Source organism: Vibrio sp. V42_P2S4T144 (assembly GCF_009904715.1).
GTDB classification, from domain to species: domain Bacteria; phylum Pseudomonadota; class Gammaproteobacteria; order Enterobacterales; family Vibrionaceae; genus Vibrio; species Vibrio alginolyticus.
The window spans coordinates 1-16,729 of record NZ_WXWS01000350.1 but is presented as its reverse complement, the minus strand read 5'-3'; the positions used below and the strand labels follow the sequence as shown (position 1 = coordinate 16,729).

The following is a 16,729-nucleotide window of genomic DNA, read 5'->3' as shown; positions in this document are numbered from 1 at the left end:
GGCTCACGCAGCAGCAGAAGGCGCGCCAGCAGGCGGTGGTTTTGAAATGCTAATCATGCTTGGCATGTTCGCAGTGATCTTTTATTTCATGATTTATCGCCCACAAGCGAAACGCGTAAAAGAACACAAAAACCTAATGGCTTCTATGGGCAAAGGCGACGAAGTTTTAACTAGCGGTGGCCTAGTGGGTAAAATCACTAAGATTGCTGAAGACAATGACTACATTTCAATTGAGCTTAACGCGAACAATGAAGTAGTAATCAAGAAAGACTTCATCACTGCAGTGCTACCAAAAGGTACGCTTAAGTCTCTATAAAACAGCTAAAGGATCCTCGCTGTGCTAAACCGTTATCCATTATGGAAGTACTTGATGGTGCTTTTTGCCATCATCACCGCTGCGTTATACGCACTTCCAAATATCTACGGTGAAGATCCGGCTATTCAAGTTACAGGGGCGCGTGGCGCCTCTGTAGATATGTCAACGCTGGATGCTGTCACTACTGCTCTTAACAAAGAGCAACTTTCTCATAAATCCATTGCTCTCGAAGATGGATCAATTCTTGTTCGTTTTAACGACACTGACACACAAATCAGTGCTCGTGATGTCATCAGCGAAGCGCTAGGCAAAGACACAATTGTTGCACTTAACCTTGCACCTTCTACACCCGATTGGCTAGAAGCGATTGGCGCGTCACCATTGAAGCTAGGTCTTGACCTTCGCGGTGGTGTTCACTTCTTAATGGAAGTGGATATGGATGCAGCGATGGAAAAGCTTGTTGGTCAACAAGAAGAAGCTTTCCGTAGCGAACTTCGTGACGCCAAGATTCGTTACCGTGCAATCCGCCCTTCTGGAAAAGAAGCGGTAGAAGTGTTGTTGCGTAACGAAGAGCAATTAGCAGAAGCGAAAGCAACGCTAGAAAAGAATCACCCGGACATGATTTTTGTCGATTCTGATTCAAATGGCCGTTACGCTCTTACTGCCACCTTTACTGAGCAACGTTTACAAGAGATCCGTAACTATGCTGTTGAGCAAAACATTACGATTTTACGTAATCGTGTCAACGAACTAGGTGTTGCGGAACCATTGGTTCAACGTCAAGGTGCTAGTCGCATTGTGGTTGAACTGCCTGGTGTTCAAGACACTGCTCGTGCAAAAGAAATTCTCGGAGCTACGGCAACGCTTGAATTCCGTGAAGTTGATGATAAAGCTGACCTATCGGCAGCGGCAAATGGTCGTGCGCCAGCAGGTAGTGAAATCAAGATGGACCGTGATGGTCGCCCAGTTGTGCTTAAGAAGCGCGTTATTCTTGGCGGTCAAAGCATCACAGATGCAAGCTCAAGTGTTGATGAATATGGTCGTCCACAAGTTAACATCTCGCTAGACAGCGAAGGTGGTAATAAGATGTCTGCGTTCTCTAAGAAGAACATTGGTAAGCTAATGGCTACCGTGTTTGCAGAATACAAAGACAGTGGCCGTCGTACGCCTGAAGGCAAAGTTATTCTGGATAAGCATGAAGAAGTCATCAACCAAGCAACGATTCAATCGGCTCTTGGTCGTAACTTCCGTATCACAGGTATCGACTCTGCTGCAGAAGCACACAACCTAGCACTTCTACTACGTGCTGGTGCACTGATTGCACCTATCTCTATCGTTGAAGAACGTACCATTGGTCCATCAATGGGCCAGCAAAACATCGATATGGGTATCCAAGCATGTATCTGGGGTATGGTTGCCGTAATGCTATTTACGCTGCTTTACTACCGCGGCTTTGGTTTGATTGCAAACATCGCTCTAATGGCAAACTTGGTGCTTATCATTGGTGTTATGTCGATGATTCCAGGCGCTACCATGACGCTTCCAGGGATAGCCGGTATCGTGTTAACAGTCGGTATGGCGGTTGATGCGAACGTACTGATCTTCGAGCGTATCCGTGAAGAAATTCGTGATGGACGCAGTCCACAACAAGCAATTCACCAAGGTTACGCGAATGCATTCAGCACGATTGCTGATGCGAACATCACAACACTAATTACTGCAATCATTCTATTTGCGGTCGGTACAGGTGCGGTGAAAGGTTTCGCAGTTACTCTATCTATCGGTATCTTAACTTCAATGTTCACCGCCATTATTGGTACACGTTGTATCGTGAACCTGATCTACGGTGGCAAACGCGTTGATAAATTGTCGATCTAAGGCTGGGAATTAATATGTTTCAAATTCTAAAAGCAGAGAAGACGATCGGCTTTATGCGTTGGTCGAAAGTAGCATTCGTTTTTTCAATTATAATGATTGCTGCTTCTATCTTCACTTTGTCAACCAAGTGGCTTAATTGGGGTCTAGATTTCACTGGCGGTACGCTTATCGAGGTCGGTTTTGAACAGCCAGCAAACCTTGAAGAGATTCGTGCAGCACTAGATTCAAAAGGCTTTGGCGATGCGACAGTACAAAACTTCGGTAGTGCTCGTGAAGTCATGGTCCGTCTTCGTCCACGTGATGACGTTTCTGGTGAAACGCTAGGTAACCAAATCATTGGTGCTATCAAAGATGGTACTGGCGAAAGCGTAGAAATGCGTCGTATTGAGTTCGTAGGTCCCAACGTTGGTGATGAGCTAACAGAAGCTGGTGGTCTAGCGATCTTGGTATCGCTGATCTGTATCCTGCTTTATGTATCGATGCGATTTGAATGGCGTCTAGCGGCTGGTGCGGTAATGGCATTGGCTCACGATATAATTATCACGCTAGGTGTCTTTTCGTTTCTACAAATTGAAGTTGACCTGACTATCGTAGCTGCGCTACTGACGGTTGTGGGCTACTCACTCAACGATACCATCGTTGTATTTGACCGGATTCGTGAAAACTTCCGTAAGATGCGTAAGGGTGAACCTTCGGACATCATGGACGCTTCAATCACTCAAACATTGAGCCGTACATTGATTACATCTGGTACGACGTTGTTCGTGGTAATTGCACTGTTCATGCAGGGTGGTGCTATGATTCACGGCTTTGCAACCGCACTTTTACTCGGTATCACTGTAGGTACTTACTCTTCTATCTACGTAGCATCAGCACTGGCTCTAAAACTGGGTATCCAGAAAGAGCACTTGATGCCACCTCAAGTAGAAAAAGAGGGTGCAGAGTTCGACGAAATGCCATAAGGCAGATTGAGAACCGAAAACAAAAACCGCTGAACAATCAGCGGTTTTTTTATGCCTGATAGATTTGAAAGTTTCATTTTTTTTTGAGGTACTTCCAGCTTGAATTGTAGTTTTTTGATTGAGTTGAATATCGGAAGTATGTTCAACAATTTCGGGAGGAAATAATGTCAAGGCAAGCTGAAATAAAAGTACAGTTACTGAAGTTTGTAGAGATTTCTTACAAGCACAATAAAGGTGTTACCACCAAGCTAGTTACTGGAGGGAAAAGGTTCAAGTTAGCAGTTGATGAGTCAGGTAAAGTAACTTTATCTGGTGAGCTTGGATTTACTAAGTTTGAAGTTTCAAAAGAAATGGTTGAAGAGCTGGGCATAAAATTAAAAGCCGTTTCTGTTACTTTTAAAACTACTCGTGATGGTGTTTTGACATACAGTGGGAGTGTTTCTCTTTTTGGTGTTGTTTCCTTTGGAGTTACTGGGCAGGTAAATGTCCGTGAGCTTTTAGAGCAGTGCGAGTGGGGGCTTTGTAAGTACAGATTTAAGCCGAGTAAAATTGATCAAGCGCTCCGTGAAGCTGGGGTTTAGTTGGTTATGCTAAATAGAATTCTACCTATTCCGGTTTTACTAAGTGTTTCAACGCCCTGCATCGCAAGTCCACTCCACGATACTTACCTTGATATACGTAATAATTTATACAAGATGCAGTATATAGAGGTGGTAGAAGCTATGGCAGGACCAAATCTATCGATTGAAGAGCTGAACAGTATTAAGTCTCACCCAATAAAATTTGGTCATCAATTTCCATTTTTATCATCTATCCCATCAAGTTTGGTTACAGAGCTGTCTTACTTTGAAGAGTACAGTGAGGATGGAGGAGTTGGATGTCTTTCTGTAAACGGCTTTGGTGATGTATACCAGCCAGTCACGGTTTCGCTGCAGTTTTTAATGAAGGAACAAATATGGAAGGTTAAGCACGTAAAAATAGACCACTTATCTGACTACGACCGTTTCTACAAACAGGCTGATTGTTCGAAATAAAAAAGCCCCGCTCAATGAGCGGGGCTTTCTAAAGTCATCAGCGTGACGGGCTATATATGACTTTCAAATCTTACTTAAGGATCGCGCTGTTACCGTTTTCGCGGATGTGCTTAAGGATAGATTTTACGCCACGAGCGCTTGAAGCAACGATGTTACCAGACTTCATGTAGTCAGTGCCGCCAGCAAAGTCTGTTAGGATTGCGCCAGCTTCACGAGCAATAAGCTCACCTGCTGCCATATCCCAAGGTTTTAGGCCTAGCTCGAAGTAACCATCAACACGGCCAGCAGCCACGTAACAAAGGTCAAGAGCAGCAGAGCCGCTACGACGGAAATCAGCACATTCAGTGAATAGCGCACCAACGATCTTGATGTAAGACTCAGCGTGTTGTTTCTGCTTGAATGGGAAGCCTGTTGCTAGAACAGTACCTTGAAGGTCTTTTAGTTGAGCAACACGAATACGTGCACTGTTTAGTTGAGCGCCGGCACCGCGTTGTGCAGTGAATAGCTCGTTTTGCATTGGATCGTAAACACAAGCAACTTCAGTTTTGCCCTTAATACGAACAGCGATAGAAACCGCGAAAGTTGGGTAACCTTTTACAAAGTTAGTGGTGCCATCCAGTGGGTCGATGATCCATTGTACGTCTTTATCTTTACCTTCGATAAGACCTTGTTCTTCAGCAACGATACAGTGCTCAGGGTAAGACTGCTTGATAGTATCGATGATGATGTATTCTGCTTCTTTGTCTACGTTAGTGACAAAGTCATTAGTGCCTTTAAGAGTAGATTCTACTTTATCAGTGTTTTCTAATGATTTAGCAATATGATTGCCTGCCTTTCGCGCAGCGCGAATAGCAATGTTTAGCATTGGATGCATACGAATTTCCCAACGGATGTTAAAGAACAAATGAAAGCGGCGGCGAGTATACCAGAGATAACCAAAAAGGGAAGTGGTTATTTTTTACTCTAATTGCGGCCGACTGAGTGTACAGATCATACTGCGGACGAGAACAATAACCAAGAATGAGAAGAGAGGTCTGCTTGCCTCTAGGGTGTCTTAAAAAACTATGATAACATTCTGCGGTTTTAATTTAGGTAGCAAACACAGATGTTGGATCAAGTAAAAATTGTACTCGTAGGTACCTCTCATTCAGGCAATATTGGCTCAGCAGCTCGAGCAATGAAAGTGATGGGTTTAAACCAACTAGTATTAGTCGATCCACAATGTGAAGTGGATGAACAAACTCTTGCTTTAGCTGCGGGTGCTGGTGATATTGCTCAAAATGCAAAGATTGTCGGCACATTAGAAGAAGCGGTTGAAGATTGTGGCCTTGTTGTGGGTTCTAGCGCCCGCTCTCGTACATTAGAATGGCCAATGCTCGAGCCACGTGAATGCGGTGAGAAATTTGCAGTTGAAGGCCGAAAGCATCCGGTTGCGCTCGTGTTTGGCCGAGAAAGAACTGGTTTGACAAACGAAGAGCTACAAAAGTGCCACTACCATGTTTGTATTCCCGCTAATCCTGAGTACAGCTCGCTTAACCTAGCGATGGCTGTACAAACTCTCAGTTACGAAGTGCGAGTTGCACACTTGAACTTAGAGCAAAGCCAGTTTTCCCCAAATGAATCGGAAGAATACCCGCGTCATCGAGAACTCGAATTGTTCTTCGAGCATCTTGAAAAGGTGATGGTTGAGACCCAGTTTATTAACAAAGAGCAACCTGGACAGGTGATGAATAAGTTGCGCCGTTTGTTCTCTCGTGCTCGACCAGAAACCCAAGAACTTAATATTCTACGAGGCGTTTTGACTTCGATAGAAAAGAAGTTCTGAGTGAATAATAACCACTTTAGATGTGAGGATGAATACCTGAGTAAAATGGTCAAATAAATACTTGACCAAATTACTCAGGTATGGAAAAATCTTAACCATTACAAACCATGTGGATACGGTGTGGTATGAAACTTACATCTAAAGGAAGATATGCGGTGACAGCCATGCTGGATGTGGCACTGCATTCGCAACAAAACCCTGTACCTCTGGCTGATATTTCAGAGCGTCAAGGGATCTCGCTCTCTTACTTAGAGCAGCTATTTTCAAAATTGCGTAAAGCAGGTCTCGTTGCCAGCGTTCGTGGTCCTGGTGGTGGTTACCGACTTGGTGCCGACGCTCACAGTATCGCTATTGGTACCGTGATTGCTGCCGTTGATGAGTCAGTAGATGCAACCAAATGCCAAGGTAAAGGAGATTGCCAAGGTGGAACACGTTGCCTTACTCACACGCTGTGGCGTGACCTAAGCTCTCGCATTAGTGACTTTTTGAATAACATCACTCTTGGTGAGTTGATGACAGACAATGAAGTACTCGAAATTTCTGATCGTCAGGACATTGATCTGGCGGTAACCCATGGGCTATCAAACAAAAATACAACCGCCGCGCCCATCGGTGTAAACGTCCGCTCTTAGCGGTCAGCTTTTTACATTGGAGTAGAGAATGAAACTGCCGATTTATCTTGATTATTCCGCTACATGTCCAGTTGATCCACGTGTTGCTGAAAAAATGGTTCAGTACATGACAATGGATGGCACATTTGGCAACCCAGCGTCACGTTCGCACCGTTACGGCTGGCAGGCAGAAGAAGCGGTCGATACTGCTCGTGAGCAAATTGCTGACCTTCTAAATGCAGATCCTCGCGAAATCGTATTTACATCTGGTGCGACAGAATCAGACAACCTTGCGATTAAAGGTGCAGCGCACTTTTACTCGAAGAAAGGCAAGCACGTAATCACTTGTAAAACAGAGCACAAAGCCGTTCTTGACCCATGTCGTCAACTTGAGCGTGAAGGCTTTGAAGTGACTTACCTTGAGCCAGAATCAAATGGCTTGATCGATCTAGAGAAGCTTAGAGCAGCCATGCGTGATGACACCGTGCTTGTGTCTATTATGCATGTAAACAACGAGATTGGTGTGGTTCAAGACATTACAGCGATCGGCGAACTGTGCCGTGAGCGTAAAATTGTTTTCCACGTGGACGCTGCGCAATCTGCAGGTAAATTACCAATCGACGTTCAAGAGATGAAAGTTGATCTAATTTCACTTTCTGCTCACAAAGTTTACGGTCCTAAAGGTATCGGTGCACTTTACGTACGTCGTAAGCCTCGTATTCGTCTTGAAGCGCAAATGCACGGTGGCGGTCATGAGCGTGGTTTCCGCTCTGGTACACTACCTACTCACCAAATCGTAGGCATGGGTGAAGCATTCCGCATTGCAAAAGAAGACATGCAAAAAGATTACGATCATGCTTTAGCGCTTCGTAACCGTCTTTTTGATGGCGTGAAAGACTTAGAAGCAGTGACGGTAAACGGTGACTTTGAGCAGCGTGTACCACACAACCTAAACATCAGTTTCGCATTCGTAGAAGGTGAATCACTACTAATGTCGCTTAAAGATCTAGCGGTATCTTCTGGTAGTGCTTGTACGTCTGCAAGCCTTGAGCCTTCTTACGTTCTTCGTGCCCTAGGCATGGATGACGAATTGGCTCACAGCTCGGTTCGTTTCTCGTTTGGTCGTTTCACGACTGAAGAAGAAATTGATTACGCAATTGAACAAATCCGCGTTGCAGTGACTAAGCTACGCGACATGTCTCCTCTATGGGATATGTACAAAGAAGGGATTGATTTGAGCACTGTTGAATGGGCTCACCATTAATCTCAGGGATTGAAATAGAGGATTCGAGGTAATTTATCATGGCATACAGCGAAAAAGTAATTGATCACTACGAGAACCCACGTAACGTTGGTTCATTCGATAAAGAAGATCCATCAGTAGGTAGCGGCATGGTTGGCGCTCCTGCGTGTGGTGACGTAATGAAGCTTCAAATCAAAGTGACACCTGAAGGTATCATCGAAGATGCGAAGTTCAAAACATACGGTTGTGGTAGTGCAATCGCATCAAGCTCACTAGTAACTGAGTGGGTAAAAGGTAAGTCAGTTGATGAAGCGGCAGCAATTAAAAACTCTGAGATTGCTGAAGAGCTAGAGCTTCCACCAGTGAAAGTTCACTGTTCTATTCTTGCTGAAGATGCAATCAAAGCAGCGGTTGCTGACTACAAGAAAAAACACCAAGAATAATTATTCCGTAATATAATGGGAGCTTTGACGCTCCCATTCCAATCGAAATTTAGACAGACTAAGGTGCAGTATGGCCATCACAATGACAGAATCAGCGGCAAGTCGCGTAAGAGCATTCCTAGATAACCGAGGCAAAGGTATCGGTTTACGTCTTGGAGTGAAGACGACTGGCTGTTCCGGCATGGCATACGTACTTGAGTTTGTTGATGAGCTCAATGAAGAAGACGAAGTATTTGAACTCTCTGGAGTGAAAATTATCATCGATCAAAAAAGCTTAGTGTACCTAGATGGTACTGAATTGGATTACGTGAAAGAAGGGTTGAATGAAGGTTTTGAATTCAACAACCCTAACGCGAAAAGTGAATGTGGTTGTGGTGAAAGCTTCAACGTCTAATTGATTGTCCTTCTGGGCAAACGAGTCCGGAAGGCTTTACTAGGACCCGAACTTAATGAATCACTTTGAATTATTTGGGCTACCAAGTCAGTTTAAGCTGGATGGTAGCCTTCTTTCTTCTCAGTTCCGAGAACTACAAAAACGCTTCCACCCGGATAACTTTGCAACGGGCTCAGAACGTGACCGTTTGATGGCGGTGCAAAAGGCGGCGCAAATCAACGATGCCTATCAAGTTCTGAAAAATCCTATTTCTCGCGCCGAGTATATCCTCGCAGAGCAAGGTGTTGAGATCCGAGGTGAACAGCAAACAATGCAAGATCCGATGTTCTTAATGGAGCAAATGGAACTGCGCGAAGAACTGGAAGAGATTGCTGACAAGTCCGATCCTGAATCGGCGCTTTTTGACTTCGACTCTAAGGTCAGCAAAATGTACAAACAGCATCTGGCAAGCGTCGAGCAAGAGCTTGATGATGGTCTATGGGCTGAAGCCGCAGACCGAGTTCGTAAGCTAAAATTCATTGCCAAACTAAAGAACGAAATTGAGCTAGTCGAAGACAAACTCCTCGGCTAGTAAGCGTGACAAGGACCTATCATGGCACTACTTCAAATCGCAGAACCGGGCCAAAGCTCGGCACCTCATGAGCATAAGTTAGCAGCGGGTATCGACTTAGGTACTACCAACTCTTTGGTTGCTTCTGTACGTAGCGGCGATGCAACTCCACTTGCGGACGAGCAGGGCCGTACTATTTTACCTTCAGTCGTTAATTACGCTGAGGAAACGTTAACGGTCGGCCACGAAGCCAAAGCCAAAGCAGAGTTTGAACCAGAGAACACGATTATCTCTGTAAAACGTTTGATCGGTCGTTCATTAAAGGACATTCAGTCCCGTTACTCTTCACTTCCTTATCGTTTTAAAGAGAGTGAAAACGGCCTGCCAATTTTGCAAACACCTCAAGGTGACAAAAACCCGATTGAAGTATCTGCGGACATCCTAAAAGTATTGGGTAAGCGAGCTGAAGATACGTTAGGTGGTGAGTTAGCAGGTGTCGTTATTACCGTTCCTGCTTACTTTGATGACGCGCAACGTGCAGGTACAAAAGATGCGGCGAAATTAGCTGGTCTTCATGTTCTCCGTCTACTTAACGAACCAACCGCTGCGGCAATTGCTTATGGCCTAGACTCAGGTCAAGAAGGTGTGATTGCGGTTTACGATCTAGGTGGCGGTACTTTTGATATCTCTATCCTACGTTTATCGAAAGGCGTATTTGAAGTATTAGCAACAGGTGGCGACTCTGCATTAGGCGGTGACGACTTCGACCATTTATTTGCCGATTATTTAATGGAGCAAGCGGGTCTAGAAGCGCCGCTTTCTGCAGAAAAGAACCGTACACTGTTGAACATTGCTACTGAAGCTAAGATTGCTTTCTCTGAGCAAGACAGTGTTGACGTTGACGTTTTTGGTTGGAAAGGCACCGTGACTCGCGAGCAGTTCGAAGATCTGATTCGTCCGCTAGTGAAGAAAACACTGATGTCTTGTCGTCGCGCATTAAAAGATGCGGATGTCGACGCAGATGAAGTACTCGAGGTCGTCATGGTTGGTGGCTCAACCCGTACATTGCTGGTTCGTGAAATGGTAGGCGAGTTTTTTGGTCGCACACCCCTGACAAGCATTAACCCTGATGAAGTTGTTGCAATCGGCGCGGGTATCCAAGCAGACATTCTCGCGGGTAACAAGCCTGACTCTGAAATGTTGCTTCTTGATGTGATTCCACTGTCGCTCGGTATTGAAACCATGGGTGGTTTGGTCGAGAAGATCATCCCCCGCAACACTACGATTCCCGTTGCGCGTGCGCAAGAATTTACCACATTCAAAGATGGCCAAACGGCGATGAGTGTTCATGTGGTACAAGGTGAACGTGAAATGGTTGATGACTGTCGTTCACTTGCTCGCTTCTCGTTAAAAGGTATTCCTCCGATGGCAGCGGGTGCGGCACATATTCGCGTGACTTACCAAGTTGACGCTGATGGCCTTCTTTCTGTTACGGCAATGGAGAAGAGCACTGGTGTTCAATCAGAGATTCAAGTAAAACCTTCTTACGGCTTAAGTGACAATGAAGTGGCGGATATGTTGCGTGATTCAATGACGCACGCAAAAGAAGACATGCAAGCTCGTGCCTTAGCTGAGCAGCGTGTTGAAGCCGACCGAGTGATAGAAGGTTTGATTGCAGCGATGCAAGCTGATGGTGATGACTTACTATCAGAACAAGAGAAACAAAACTTGATTAAAGCCATCGAAGCCTTGATTGAGCTGCGTAATGGTGATGATGCAGATGCGATAGAGCAAGGCATTAAAGATACCGATAAAGCGAGCCAAGATTTCGCATCACGCCGTATGGATAAATCGATTCGAGCTGCGTTGTCAGGTCAATCAGTAGACGATATATAAGAGATAAGTAGTTATGCCTAAGATTATTGTATTACCACACGACGATTTGTGCCCAGAAGGTGCAGTGTTGGAAGCAAACTCTGGTGACACCGTTCTAGACGTAGCGCTAAAAAACGGTATCGGTATTGAACATGCGTGTGAGAAGTCATGTGCGTGTACTACCTGCCACGTAATCATCCGTGAAGGTTTTGATTCACTAGAAGAAAGTGAAGAACTAGAAGACGACATGCTAGATAAAGCGTGGGGTCTAGAGCCTGAGTCACGCCTAGGGTGTCAGGCGAGAATTGCTGATGAAGACTTGGTGGTAGAAATTCCTAAATACACACTAAACCACGCTTCAGAAGATCACTAAAACTATCTTCCCAATATAGGGAAGAAGCAAAAGGAAGATGAGCAATGAAATGGACAGATTCTCGCGATATCGCGATTGAACTTTGTGACAAGTTTCCAGATGTCGATCCAAAAACAGTGCGTTTTACCGATCTTCATCAATGGATCATGGAGTTAGATGAGTTTGACGATGAGCCAAACCGTTCTAATGAAAAGATTCTAGAAGCCGTTATCATGTGCTGGATGGACGAAGCGGGCTAAGTCTGTAAAACACAGCCTAGTTAACAATTCTTACTAAAAAAAGCGGACCTTTAGGTCCGTTTTTTTATCCAATTGACATTTTTGCCCTACATAATGCTAACATCCGTGAGTTATTAAAAAGAAGCAGCGTAGGCAACGCTGCTATAAGACAAGGAGAAACCATGTCTACACAGATGTCTGTATTTTTAAGTCAAGAGTCGGCAGCACCACATTGGGGTGAAAAAGCACTGCTTTCATTCGCTGAAAACGGCGCAACTATTCACTTAGGTGAAGGTCATGATCTCGGCGCAATTCAACGTGCAGCTCGTCAGCTAGATGGCCAAGGAATTCGTTCTATTTTTCTTTCTGGTGATAACTGGGATCTAGAGAGCGTATGGGCTTTCCACCAAGGGTTCCGTAACCCTAAAAAACATGGCTCAGTTGAGTGGGCAGCATTGTCTGATGAAGATCAAGCAGAGCTTCAAGCTCGTATTACTTCGACTGATTTTACCCGCGATATTATCAACAAAACGGCAGAAGAAGTTGCTCCTCGTCAGCTAGCGACAATGGCTGCTGAATTCATTAAATCTGTTGCGCCGAAAGGCACTGTGACAGCACGTATCGTCAAAGACAAAGACTTGTTGGCAGAAGGTTGGGAAGGTATTTACGCAGTAGGCCGTGGTTCTGAGCGTACTTCTGCGATGCTTCAGTTAGACTACAACCCAACTGGTGACGAAAACGCACCTGTATTCGCATGTCTTGTGGGTAAAGGCATCACCTTTGATTCCGGTGGTTACAGCTTGAAGCCTTCTACCTTCATGAGTGCAATGAAAGCAGATATGGGTGGCTCGGGTACTATCACTGGTGGCCTAGGATTAGCTATCTTGCGCGGTTTAAACAAGCGCGTAAAACTGATCTTGTGTTGTGCTGAGAACATGGTTTCTGGCCGTGCCCTTAAGCTTGGCGACATCATCACTTACAAAAACGGCAAAACCGTTGAGATTATGAATACCGACGCGGAAGGTCGCTTGGTGCTTGCAGACGGTCTTATCTACGCCAGTGAGCAAAAGCCTGAGTTAATTATTGACTGCGCGACGCTAACAGGCGCAGCGAAGAATGCGTTAGGTAACGATTACCATGCGCTAATGAGCTTTGATGATGAGCTATCGCATCAAGCCCTCACGGCGGCAAACCAGGAAAAAGAAGGCTTGTGGCCGCTACCACTTGCTGATTTCCATCGAGAAATGTTGCCATCTAATTTTGCCGATTTATCGAATATCAGCTCTGGTGATTATTCTCCAGGTGCAAGTACTGCTGCTGCATTCTTGTCTTACTTCGTTGAGGACTACAAGAAAGGCTGGTTACATTTCGACTGTGCGGGTACGTATCGTAAAGCCGCTTCTGATAAATGGGCTGCGGGAGCAACGGGGATGGGTGTTCGTACACTTGCTCGTTTCCTCAATGAGCAAGCTGGAAAATAAGATTGATTGCAGCACTCTCTTGTTTGAGTGCTGCTCTTACCCAGTAAGTCACTTTAAAAGCACAACTATTATTACAAGTACAGAAAGGAAATTTTATGGCTCTAGAAAGAACATTTTCAATCATTAAGCCTGATGCTGTAGAGCGAAACCTAATTGGTGAAATCTACAATCGTATTGAAAAGGCTGGCCTACGTATCATCGCTGCCAAAATGGTTCACCTGACAGAAGATCAGGCAAGCGGCTTTTATGCAGAGCATGAAGGTAAAGAGTTTTTCCCTCCTCTAAAAGAGTTCATGACATCTGGTCCTATTATGGTTCAGGTATTGGAAGGCGAAAATGCGATTGCACGTTACCGCGAGCTAATGGGTAAAACCAACCCAGAGGACGCGGCATGTGGCACTTTGCGTGCTGATTACGCACTCAGCATGCGTCACAATTCAGTTCATGGTTCAGATAGCCCTGAGTCTGCCGCTCGTGAAATTGAGTTTTTCTTCCCTGAATCAGAAGTTTTCTCTCGCTAACTCGTTCATGCATCACTTTTGCGTGATGATCTAGTTCGTAATAACCTCGGATTTGTCCGAGGTTTTTTATTCCGCGTTCTCCATTTCCCCGGCGAGTTCATTCGTAATTATTCGCGAAGACGTTGGCTAATTTGAGCATCTTACAGGGGGGAAAGCTTAGTTAAGTGTGTTTGTTCTCACTGTTTTCTCTGTATCACTTCTACGCTTTTGCTGTCGGTTGTCTAATCATTATTCTCACCGTAAAGTCTGATTAAAATTTAAACGTTTTTATTTTAATGCCTTAGCAAACTCAGGGTCTTACACCCCTTGTTGTAGCTGAATAAAGGCTGTACAATTCGCGCCCTTATTCTTGTTTCAGTCATTGAGAGGCAACATGACCACTGAAAAAATCAATCTACTCGACTTTGATCGCAAAGGCATGCGTCAGTTTTTCGCGGAAGAACTTGGCGAGAAAGCGTTTCGTGCCGATCAGGTTATGAAGTGGATCTACCATTTCGGTGTAGATGACTTCGAAAAAATGACAAACATCAACAAGAAGCTGCGCGAAAAGCTTTTACACAAGTGTGAAATTAAAGCACCAACTGTAGCAGAAGCTCAGCATTCTTCAGACGGCACGATCAAGTGGGCAATGAAGGTTGGTGATCAGGATGTAGAAACGGTTTACATTCCAGAAGATGATCGCGCAACGCTTTGTGTATCTTCTCAAGTAGGTTGTGCATTGGAATGTAAGTTCTGCTCAACAGCACAGCAGGGCTTTAACCGTAACTTGAAAGTTTCAGAGATCATCGGTCAGGTGTGGCGTGCTGCACGTGAAATTGGTCTTGAGAAAGAAACAGGCCGTCGCCCAATTACGAACGTCGTGATGATGGGCATGGGTGAGCCGCTTCTTAATATGAAGAACTTGATTCCTGCATTGGAGTTAATGTTGGATGACCTTGGCTTTGGTTTGTCGAAGCGTCGCGTAACCGTATCAACATCAGGTGTGGTTTCTGGTCTTGATCAGATGACGGGCAAAATCGACGTTGCGTTGGCGATCTCTCTTCATGCGCCAAACGATAAGCTGCGTAGTGAAATCATGCCAATTAACGATCGTTGGGATATTCAAGATTTCCTAGCATCCGTTCGTCGTTACATTGCTTCATCGAATGCAAACCGTGGCAAGGTAACAGTCGAGTACGTGTTGCTTGATCATGTGAACGATGACATGGACCATGCTCGTGAACTGGCTGAGCTGATGAAAGACACACCATGTAAGATTAACTTGATTCCGTTTAACCCGTACCCAGGTTCACCTTACAAGAAACCAAGTAACTCACGTATTGATCGCTTCCAAAAAACATTGATGCAATACGAGCACACAGTTACGGTTCGTAAAACACGTGGTGATGACATTGATGCCGCATGTGGTCAGTTGGTCGGTGATGTAATTGACCGAACTAAACGTACGGCAATGCTGAAAGCGTCACGCGGTGCCGATACCATTGAAGTGAAAGCTGTATAAACGACCGGAATTCAAAAATAGCCAGAGCCATTCGCTCTGGCTATTTTGTTTATTGTTTAGGACATTTTCGCCAAGATTTGGGACTATCACTCTTCAACCTAAGGTTATTTGGGTATAATTTCGAATTCCTTTGTCAAAGTTTGGACAAAAGCTTGAGCTATCTGTTAGTTTGAGTGTAAAGAGTTTTTGTCTTCGTTGCGCATTCGCTTATCATGATATGTAACACTAACGATGACACCGATAATTCTCAGCACTTTCTCACATACGTTTTGCTGATTTTTGCAAAACGGGTATTCGCACTCAGATCGCTGAGAGTTTCTTAAAATTATTATTTTTGGTTAACGCGTTTAGGCTAGCTATCTTTAAAGCGGCTTAAGAACAATAACGAAAATACATGACCACGTTAGCCACTAAAACAGATTAAATACCGCCATTATGACAGAACACGAAAATACGAATGAAGTGCCACTCTCTATTGAAGCTGGCACATTACTGAAAAACAAACGTGAATCCTTGGGAATGAGCCAAAAGCAAGTTGCCGATCGCCTGAGGCTTCGCATTTCTGTGATTGAAGATATTGAAAATAACCGATTTGAATCTCAACAAGTCGCGACATTTACGCGTGGTTACTTACGCTCTTACGCTAAATTCGTAGGTCTTGATGAGAAGGTGGTTTTGACGGCGTTAGAGCAGACTGCAGATGCTCAGCCTCAAGAGCAAGAAATTGAAATGCAAAGCTTCTCTCGTAAAACAAAAGACGAGAAGCACAATAGCCGTATTATGCTCCTTACTTGGGTTATCGGGCTGGTCATTATTGGCATCTCAGCGGCATGGTGGTGGCAAAACCAACAAGAGAATAGCCTAACTAAGGAAGTAACGGATTCAAGTGTTGAAGCGCCGCAGCCCACTGCTCAAGAATTAGCTGATATCGATTTGATGACGGCTGAAGAGTTAATCGCAAGCACTCCTGAAGAAGTTGCTTCAACTAATGAAGGCGTTGCTGAATCGACTGAAGCATCCGTAGAGCAAGGGGCGGATCCTTTGCTGACTGAAACTGAAAATACAACAAGCGTAGATTCTGAAGAACCTGTTGCCGTGATTGAAGCGGCGGAAGAGGAACAGCCTGCGCCAGTAGTACCTGAAGGCATGACACTTCTTACTATGAAGTTTAAAGCGGACTGTTGGATTCAAGTAAAAGACACCAATGGTAAAACGCTGGTAAGTGGTACTCATAAGCCAGGACAAGATGTAGAACTTACCGGAAAAGCGCCATTTAAAGTGATATTAGGCGCACCGGAAGGGGTTACAATGACATTTGCAAGTGAACCTGTCGACCTTTCTGGGTATACTTCAGGCAAAGTAGCTAGATTCACTCTACCGTTATAAAAAATTATGCAACACGAATCTCCAATTATTCGTCGTAAATCGACGCGTATTTATGTGGGTGATGTGCCAATTGGTGATGGTGCGCCAATTGCAGTACAGTCAATGACTAACACTCGCA

At 44.7% G+C, this 16,729-nt stretch carries 19 protein-coding genes; 18 read left to right on the top strand and 1 reads right to left on the bottom strand.

Annotated elements, in window-relative coordinates; genetic code table 11:
* From yajC to CAG68_RS12170, 5 genes are all read left to right on the top strand, one after another.
* Positions 1 to 316 (top strand): preprotein translocase subunit YajC (gene yajC / locus CAG68_RS12190; RefSeq protein WP_161441200.1); only part of this gene is annotated, 316 nt, incomplete at its 5' end.
* A 21-nt stretch (positions 317 to 337) separates the two neighbouring features.
* Positions 338 to 2,194, top strand: coding sequence for a protein translocase subunit SecD (gene secD, locus CAG68_RS12185; protein ID WP_005381724.1), 1,857 nt, complete (start codon positions 338 to 340; stop codon positions 2,192 to 2,194).
* Positions 2,195 to 2,208: 14 nt separating this feature from the next.
* Entirely contained in the window at positions 2,209 to 3,156 is a 948-nt protein-coding gene (gene secF / locus CAG68_RS12180; RefSeq protein WP_005383689.1) for a protein translocase subunit SecF, read from the top strand.
* Positions 3,157 to 3,320: 164 nt separating this feature from the next.
* Entirely contained in the window at positions 3,321 to 3,737 is a 417-nt protein-coding gene (locus CAG68_RS12175) for a hypothetical protein (RefSeq protein ID WP_017633921.1), read from the top strand.
* Positions 3,738 to 3,878: 141 nt separating this feature from the next.
* On the top strand, positions 3,879 to 4,190 hold the full coding sequence (locus tag CAG68_RS12170) for a hypothetical protein (RefSeq protein ID WP_017633920.1): 312 nt from the start codon (positions 3,879 to 3,881) through the stop codon (positions 4,188 to 4,190).
* A gap of 70 nt (positions 4,191 to 4,260) precedes the next feature.
* Here the strand turns inward: CAG68_RS12170 and suhB are convergent, their stop codons facing one another.
* A complete protein-coding gene (gene suhB / locus CAG68_RS12165; RefSeq protein WP_005381722.1) occupies positions 4,261 to 5,064 on the bottom strand; it encodes an inositol-1-monophosphatase in 804 nt (267 codons plus the stop codon).
* Between the two features lie 231 nt (positions 5,065 to 5,295).
* Between suhB and trmJ the strand changes: the two genes are divergently transcribed.
* The 13 genes from trmJ (at position 5,296) to rodZ (ending at position 16,611) form a co-directional block, all read left to right on the top strand.
* Positions 5,296 to 6,015 carry a tRNA (cytosine(32)/uridine(32)-2'-O)-methyltransferase TrmJ gene (gene trmJ / locus CAG68_RS12160; protein WP_017633919.1) on the top strand — a complete coding sequence of 240 codons (720 nt, stop codon included), beginning with the start codon at positions 5,296 to 5,298 and terminating at the stop codon, positions 6,013 to 6,015.
* A 125-nt stretch (positions 6,016 to 6,140) separates the two neighbouring features.
* Complete coding sequence (gene iscR / locus CAG68_RS12155; protein ID WP_005381720.1) at positions 6,141 to 6,647, top strand: Fe-S cluster assembly transcriptional regulator IscR; 507 nt, start codon at positions 6,141 to 6,143, stop codon at positions 6,645 to 6,647.
* A gap of 28 nt (positions 6,648 to 6,675) precedes the next feature.
* Positions 6,676 to 7,890 carry an IscS subfamily cysteine desulfurase gene (locus tag CAG68_RS12150; protein ID WP_005381719.1) on the top strand — a complete coding sequence of 405 codons (1,215 nt, stop codon included), beginning with the start codon at positions 6,676 to 6,678 and terminating at the stop codon, positions 7,888 to 7,890.
* Positions 7,891 to 7,928: 38 nt separating this feature from the next.
* Positions 7,929 to 8,312, top strand: coding sequence for a Fe-S cluster assembly scaffold IscU (gene iscU, locus CAG68_RS12145; protein WP_005381718.1), 384 nt, complete (start codon positions 7,929 to 7,931; stop codon positions 8,310 to 8,312).
* Between the two features lie 70 nt (positions 8,313 to 8,382).
* Complete coding sequence (gene iscA / locus CAG68_RS12140) at positions 8,383 to 8,706, top strand: iron-sulfur cluster assembly protein IscA (protein ID WP_005381717.1); 324 nt, start codon at positions 8,383 to 8,385, stop codon at positions 8,704 to 8,706.
* 55 nt (positions 8,707 to 8,761) lie between these two features.
* Positions 8,762 to 9,277, top strand: a complete 516-nt coding sequence (hscB, locus tag CAG68_RS12135; protein WP_033905803.1) for a co-chaperone HscB — start codon at positions 8,762 to 8,764, stop codon at positions 9,275 to 9,277.
* Positions 9,278 to 9,298: 21 nt separating this feature from the next.
* Positions 9,299 to 11,152 (top strand): Fe-S protein assembly chaperone HscA, encoded by a 1,854-nt coding sequence (hscA, locus tag CAG68_RS12130; protein ID WP_017820567.1) that lies wholly within the window; start codon positions 9,299 to 9,301, stop codon positions 11,150 to 11,152.
* A gap of 13 nt (positions 11,153 to 11,165) precedes the next feature.
* Entirely contained in the window at positions 11,166 to 11,504 is a 339-nt protein-coding gene (gene fdx / locus CAG68_RS12125) for an ISC system 2Fe-2S type ferredoxin (protein ID WP_005381713.1), read from the top strand.
* A gap of 44 nt (positions 11,505 to 11,548) precedes the next feature.
* The gene (gene iscX / locus CAG68_RS12120; RefSeq protein WP_161441199.1) at positions 11,549 to 11,743 is read left to right on the top strand and encodes a Fe-S cluster assembly protein IscX; all 195 of its coding nucleotides are present in this window, start codon (positions 11,549 to 11,551) and stop codon (positions 11,741 to 11,743) included.
* Between the two features lie 161 nt (positions 11,744 to 11,904).
* Positions 11,905 to 13,203: an aminopeptidase PepB gene (gene pepB / locus CAG68_RS12115; RefSeq protein WP_005381709.1), complete on the top strand. Its 1,299-nt coding sequence runs from the start codon at positions 11,905 to 11,907 to the stop codon at positions 13,201 to 13,203.
* 95 nt (positions 13,204 to 13,298) lie between these two features.
* Positions 13,299 to 13,724: a nucleoside-diphosphate kinase gene (ndk, locus tag CAG68_RS12110; protein ID WP_005381702.1), complete on the top strand. Its 426-nt coding sequence runs from the start codon at positions 13,299 to 13,301 to the stop codon at positions 13,722 to 13,724.
* 373 nt (positions 13,725 to 14,097) lie between these two features.
* Complete coding sequence (locus tag CAG68_RS12105) at positions 14,098 to 15,225, top strand: bifunctional tRNA (adenosine(37)-C2)-methyltransferase TrmG/ribosomal RNA large subunit methyltransferase RlmN (RefSeq protein ID WP_017633913.1); 1,128 nt, start codon at positions 14,098 to 14,100, stop codon at positions 15,223 to 15,225.
* A gap of 435 nt (positions 15,226 to 15,660) precedes the next feature.
* Complete coding sequence (rodZ, locus tag CAG68_RS12100; RefSeq protein WP_005381700.1) at positions 15,661 to 16,611, top strand: cytoskeleton protein RodZ; 951 nt, start codon at positions 15,661 to 15,663, stop codon at positions 16,609 to 16,611.
* Positions 16,612 to 16,729 lie beyond the last annotated feature (118 nt).

What these genes read in the sequence shown, in the direction of transcription:
- fdx (WP_005381713.1), top strand. Translation starts at nt 11,166, where the DNA reads ATGCCTAAGATTATTGTATTACCACACGACGATTTGTGCCCAGAAGGT.
- CAG68_RS12170 (WP_017633920.1), top strand. Translation starts at nt 3,879, where the DNA reads ATGGCAGGACCAAATCTATCGATTGAAGAGCTGAACAGTATTAAGTCT.
- iscA (WP_005381717.1), top strand. Translation starts at nt 8,383, where the DNA reads ATGGCCATCACAATGACAGAATCAGCGGCAAGTCGCGTAAGAGCATTC.
- CAG68_RS12175 (WP_017633921.1), top strand. Translation starts at nt 3,321, where the DNA reads ATGTCAAGGCAAGCTGAAATAAAAGTACAGTTACTGAAGTTTGTAGAG.
- hscB (WP_033905803.1), top strand. Translation starts at nt 8,762, where the DNA reads ATGAATCACTTTGAATTATTTGGGCTACCAAGTCAGTTTAAGCTGGAT.
- rodZ (WP_005381700.1), top strand. Translation starts at nt 15,661, where the DNA reads ATGACAGAACACGAAAATACGAATGAAGTGCCACTCTCTATTGAAGCT.
- suhB (WP_005381722.1), bottom strand. Translation starts at nt 5,064, where the DNA reads ATGCATCCAATGCTAAACATTGCTATTCGCGCTGCGCGAAAGGCAGGC.
- iscU (WP_005381718.1), top strand. Translation starts at nt 7,929, where the DNA reads ATGGCATACAGCGAAAAAGTAATTGATCACTACGAGAACCCACGTAAC.
- pepB (WP_005381709.1), top strand. Translation starts at nt 11,905, where the DNA reads ATGTCTACACAGATGTCTGTATTTTTAAGTCAAGAGTCGGCAGCACCA.
- iscR (WP_005381720.1), top strand. Translation starts at nt 6,141, where the DNA reads ATGAAACTTACATCTAAAGGAAGATATGCGGTGACAGCCATGCTGGAT.
- secF (WP_005383689.1), top strand. Translation starts at nt 2,209, where the DNA reads ATGTTTCAAATTCTAAAAGCAGAGAAGACGATCGGCTTTATGCGTTGG.
- CAG68_RS12105 (WP_017633913.1), top strand. Translation starts at nt 14,098, where the DNA reads ATGACCACTGAAAAAATCAATCTACTCGACTTTGATCGCAAAGGCATG.
- ndk (WP_005381702.1), top strand. Translation starts at nt 13,299, where the DNA reads ATGGCTCTAGAAAGAACATTTTCAATCATTAAGCCTGATGCTGTAGAG.
- hscA (WP_017820567.1), top strand. Translation starts at nt 9,299, where the DNA reads ATGGCACTACTTCAAATCGCAGAACCGGGCCAAAGCTCGGCACCTCAT.
- iscX (WP_161441199.1), top strand. Translation starts at nt 11,549, where the DNA reads ATGAAATGGACAGATTCTCGCGATATCGCGATTGAACTTTGTGACAAG.
- trmJ (WP_017633919.1), top strand. Translation starts at nt 5,296, where the DNA reads ATGTTGGATCAAGTAAAAATTGTACTCGTAGGTACCTCTCATTCAGGC.
- CAG68_RS12150 (WP_005381719.1), top strand. Translation starts at nt 6,676, where the DNA reads ATGAAACTGCCGATTTATCTTGATTATTCCGCTACATGTCCAGTTGAT.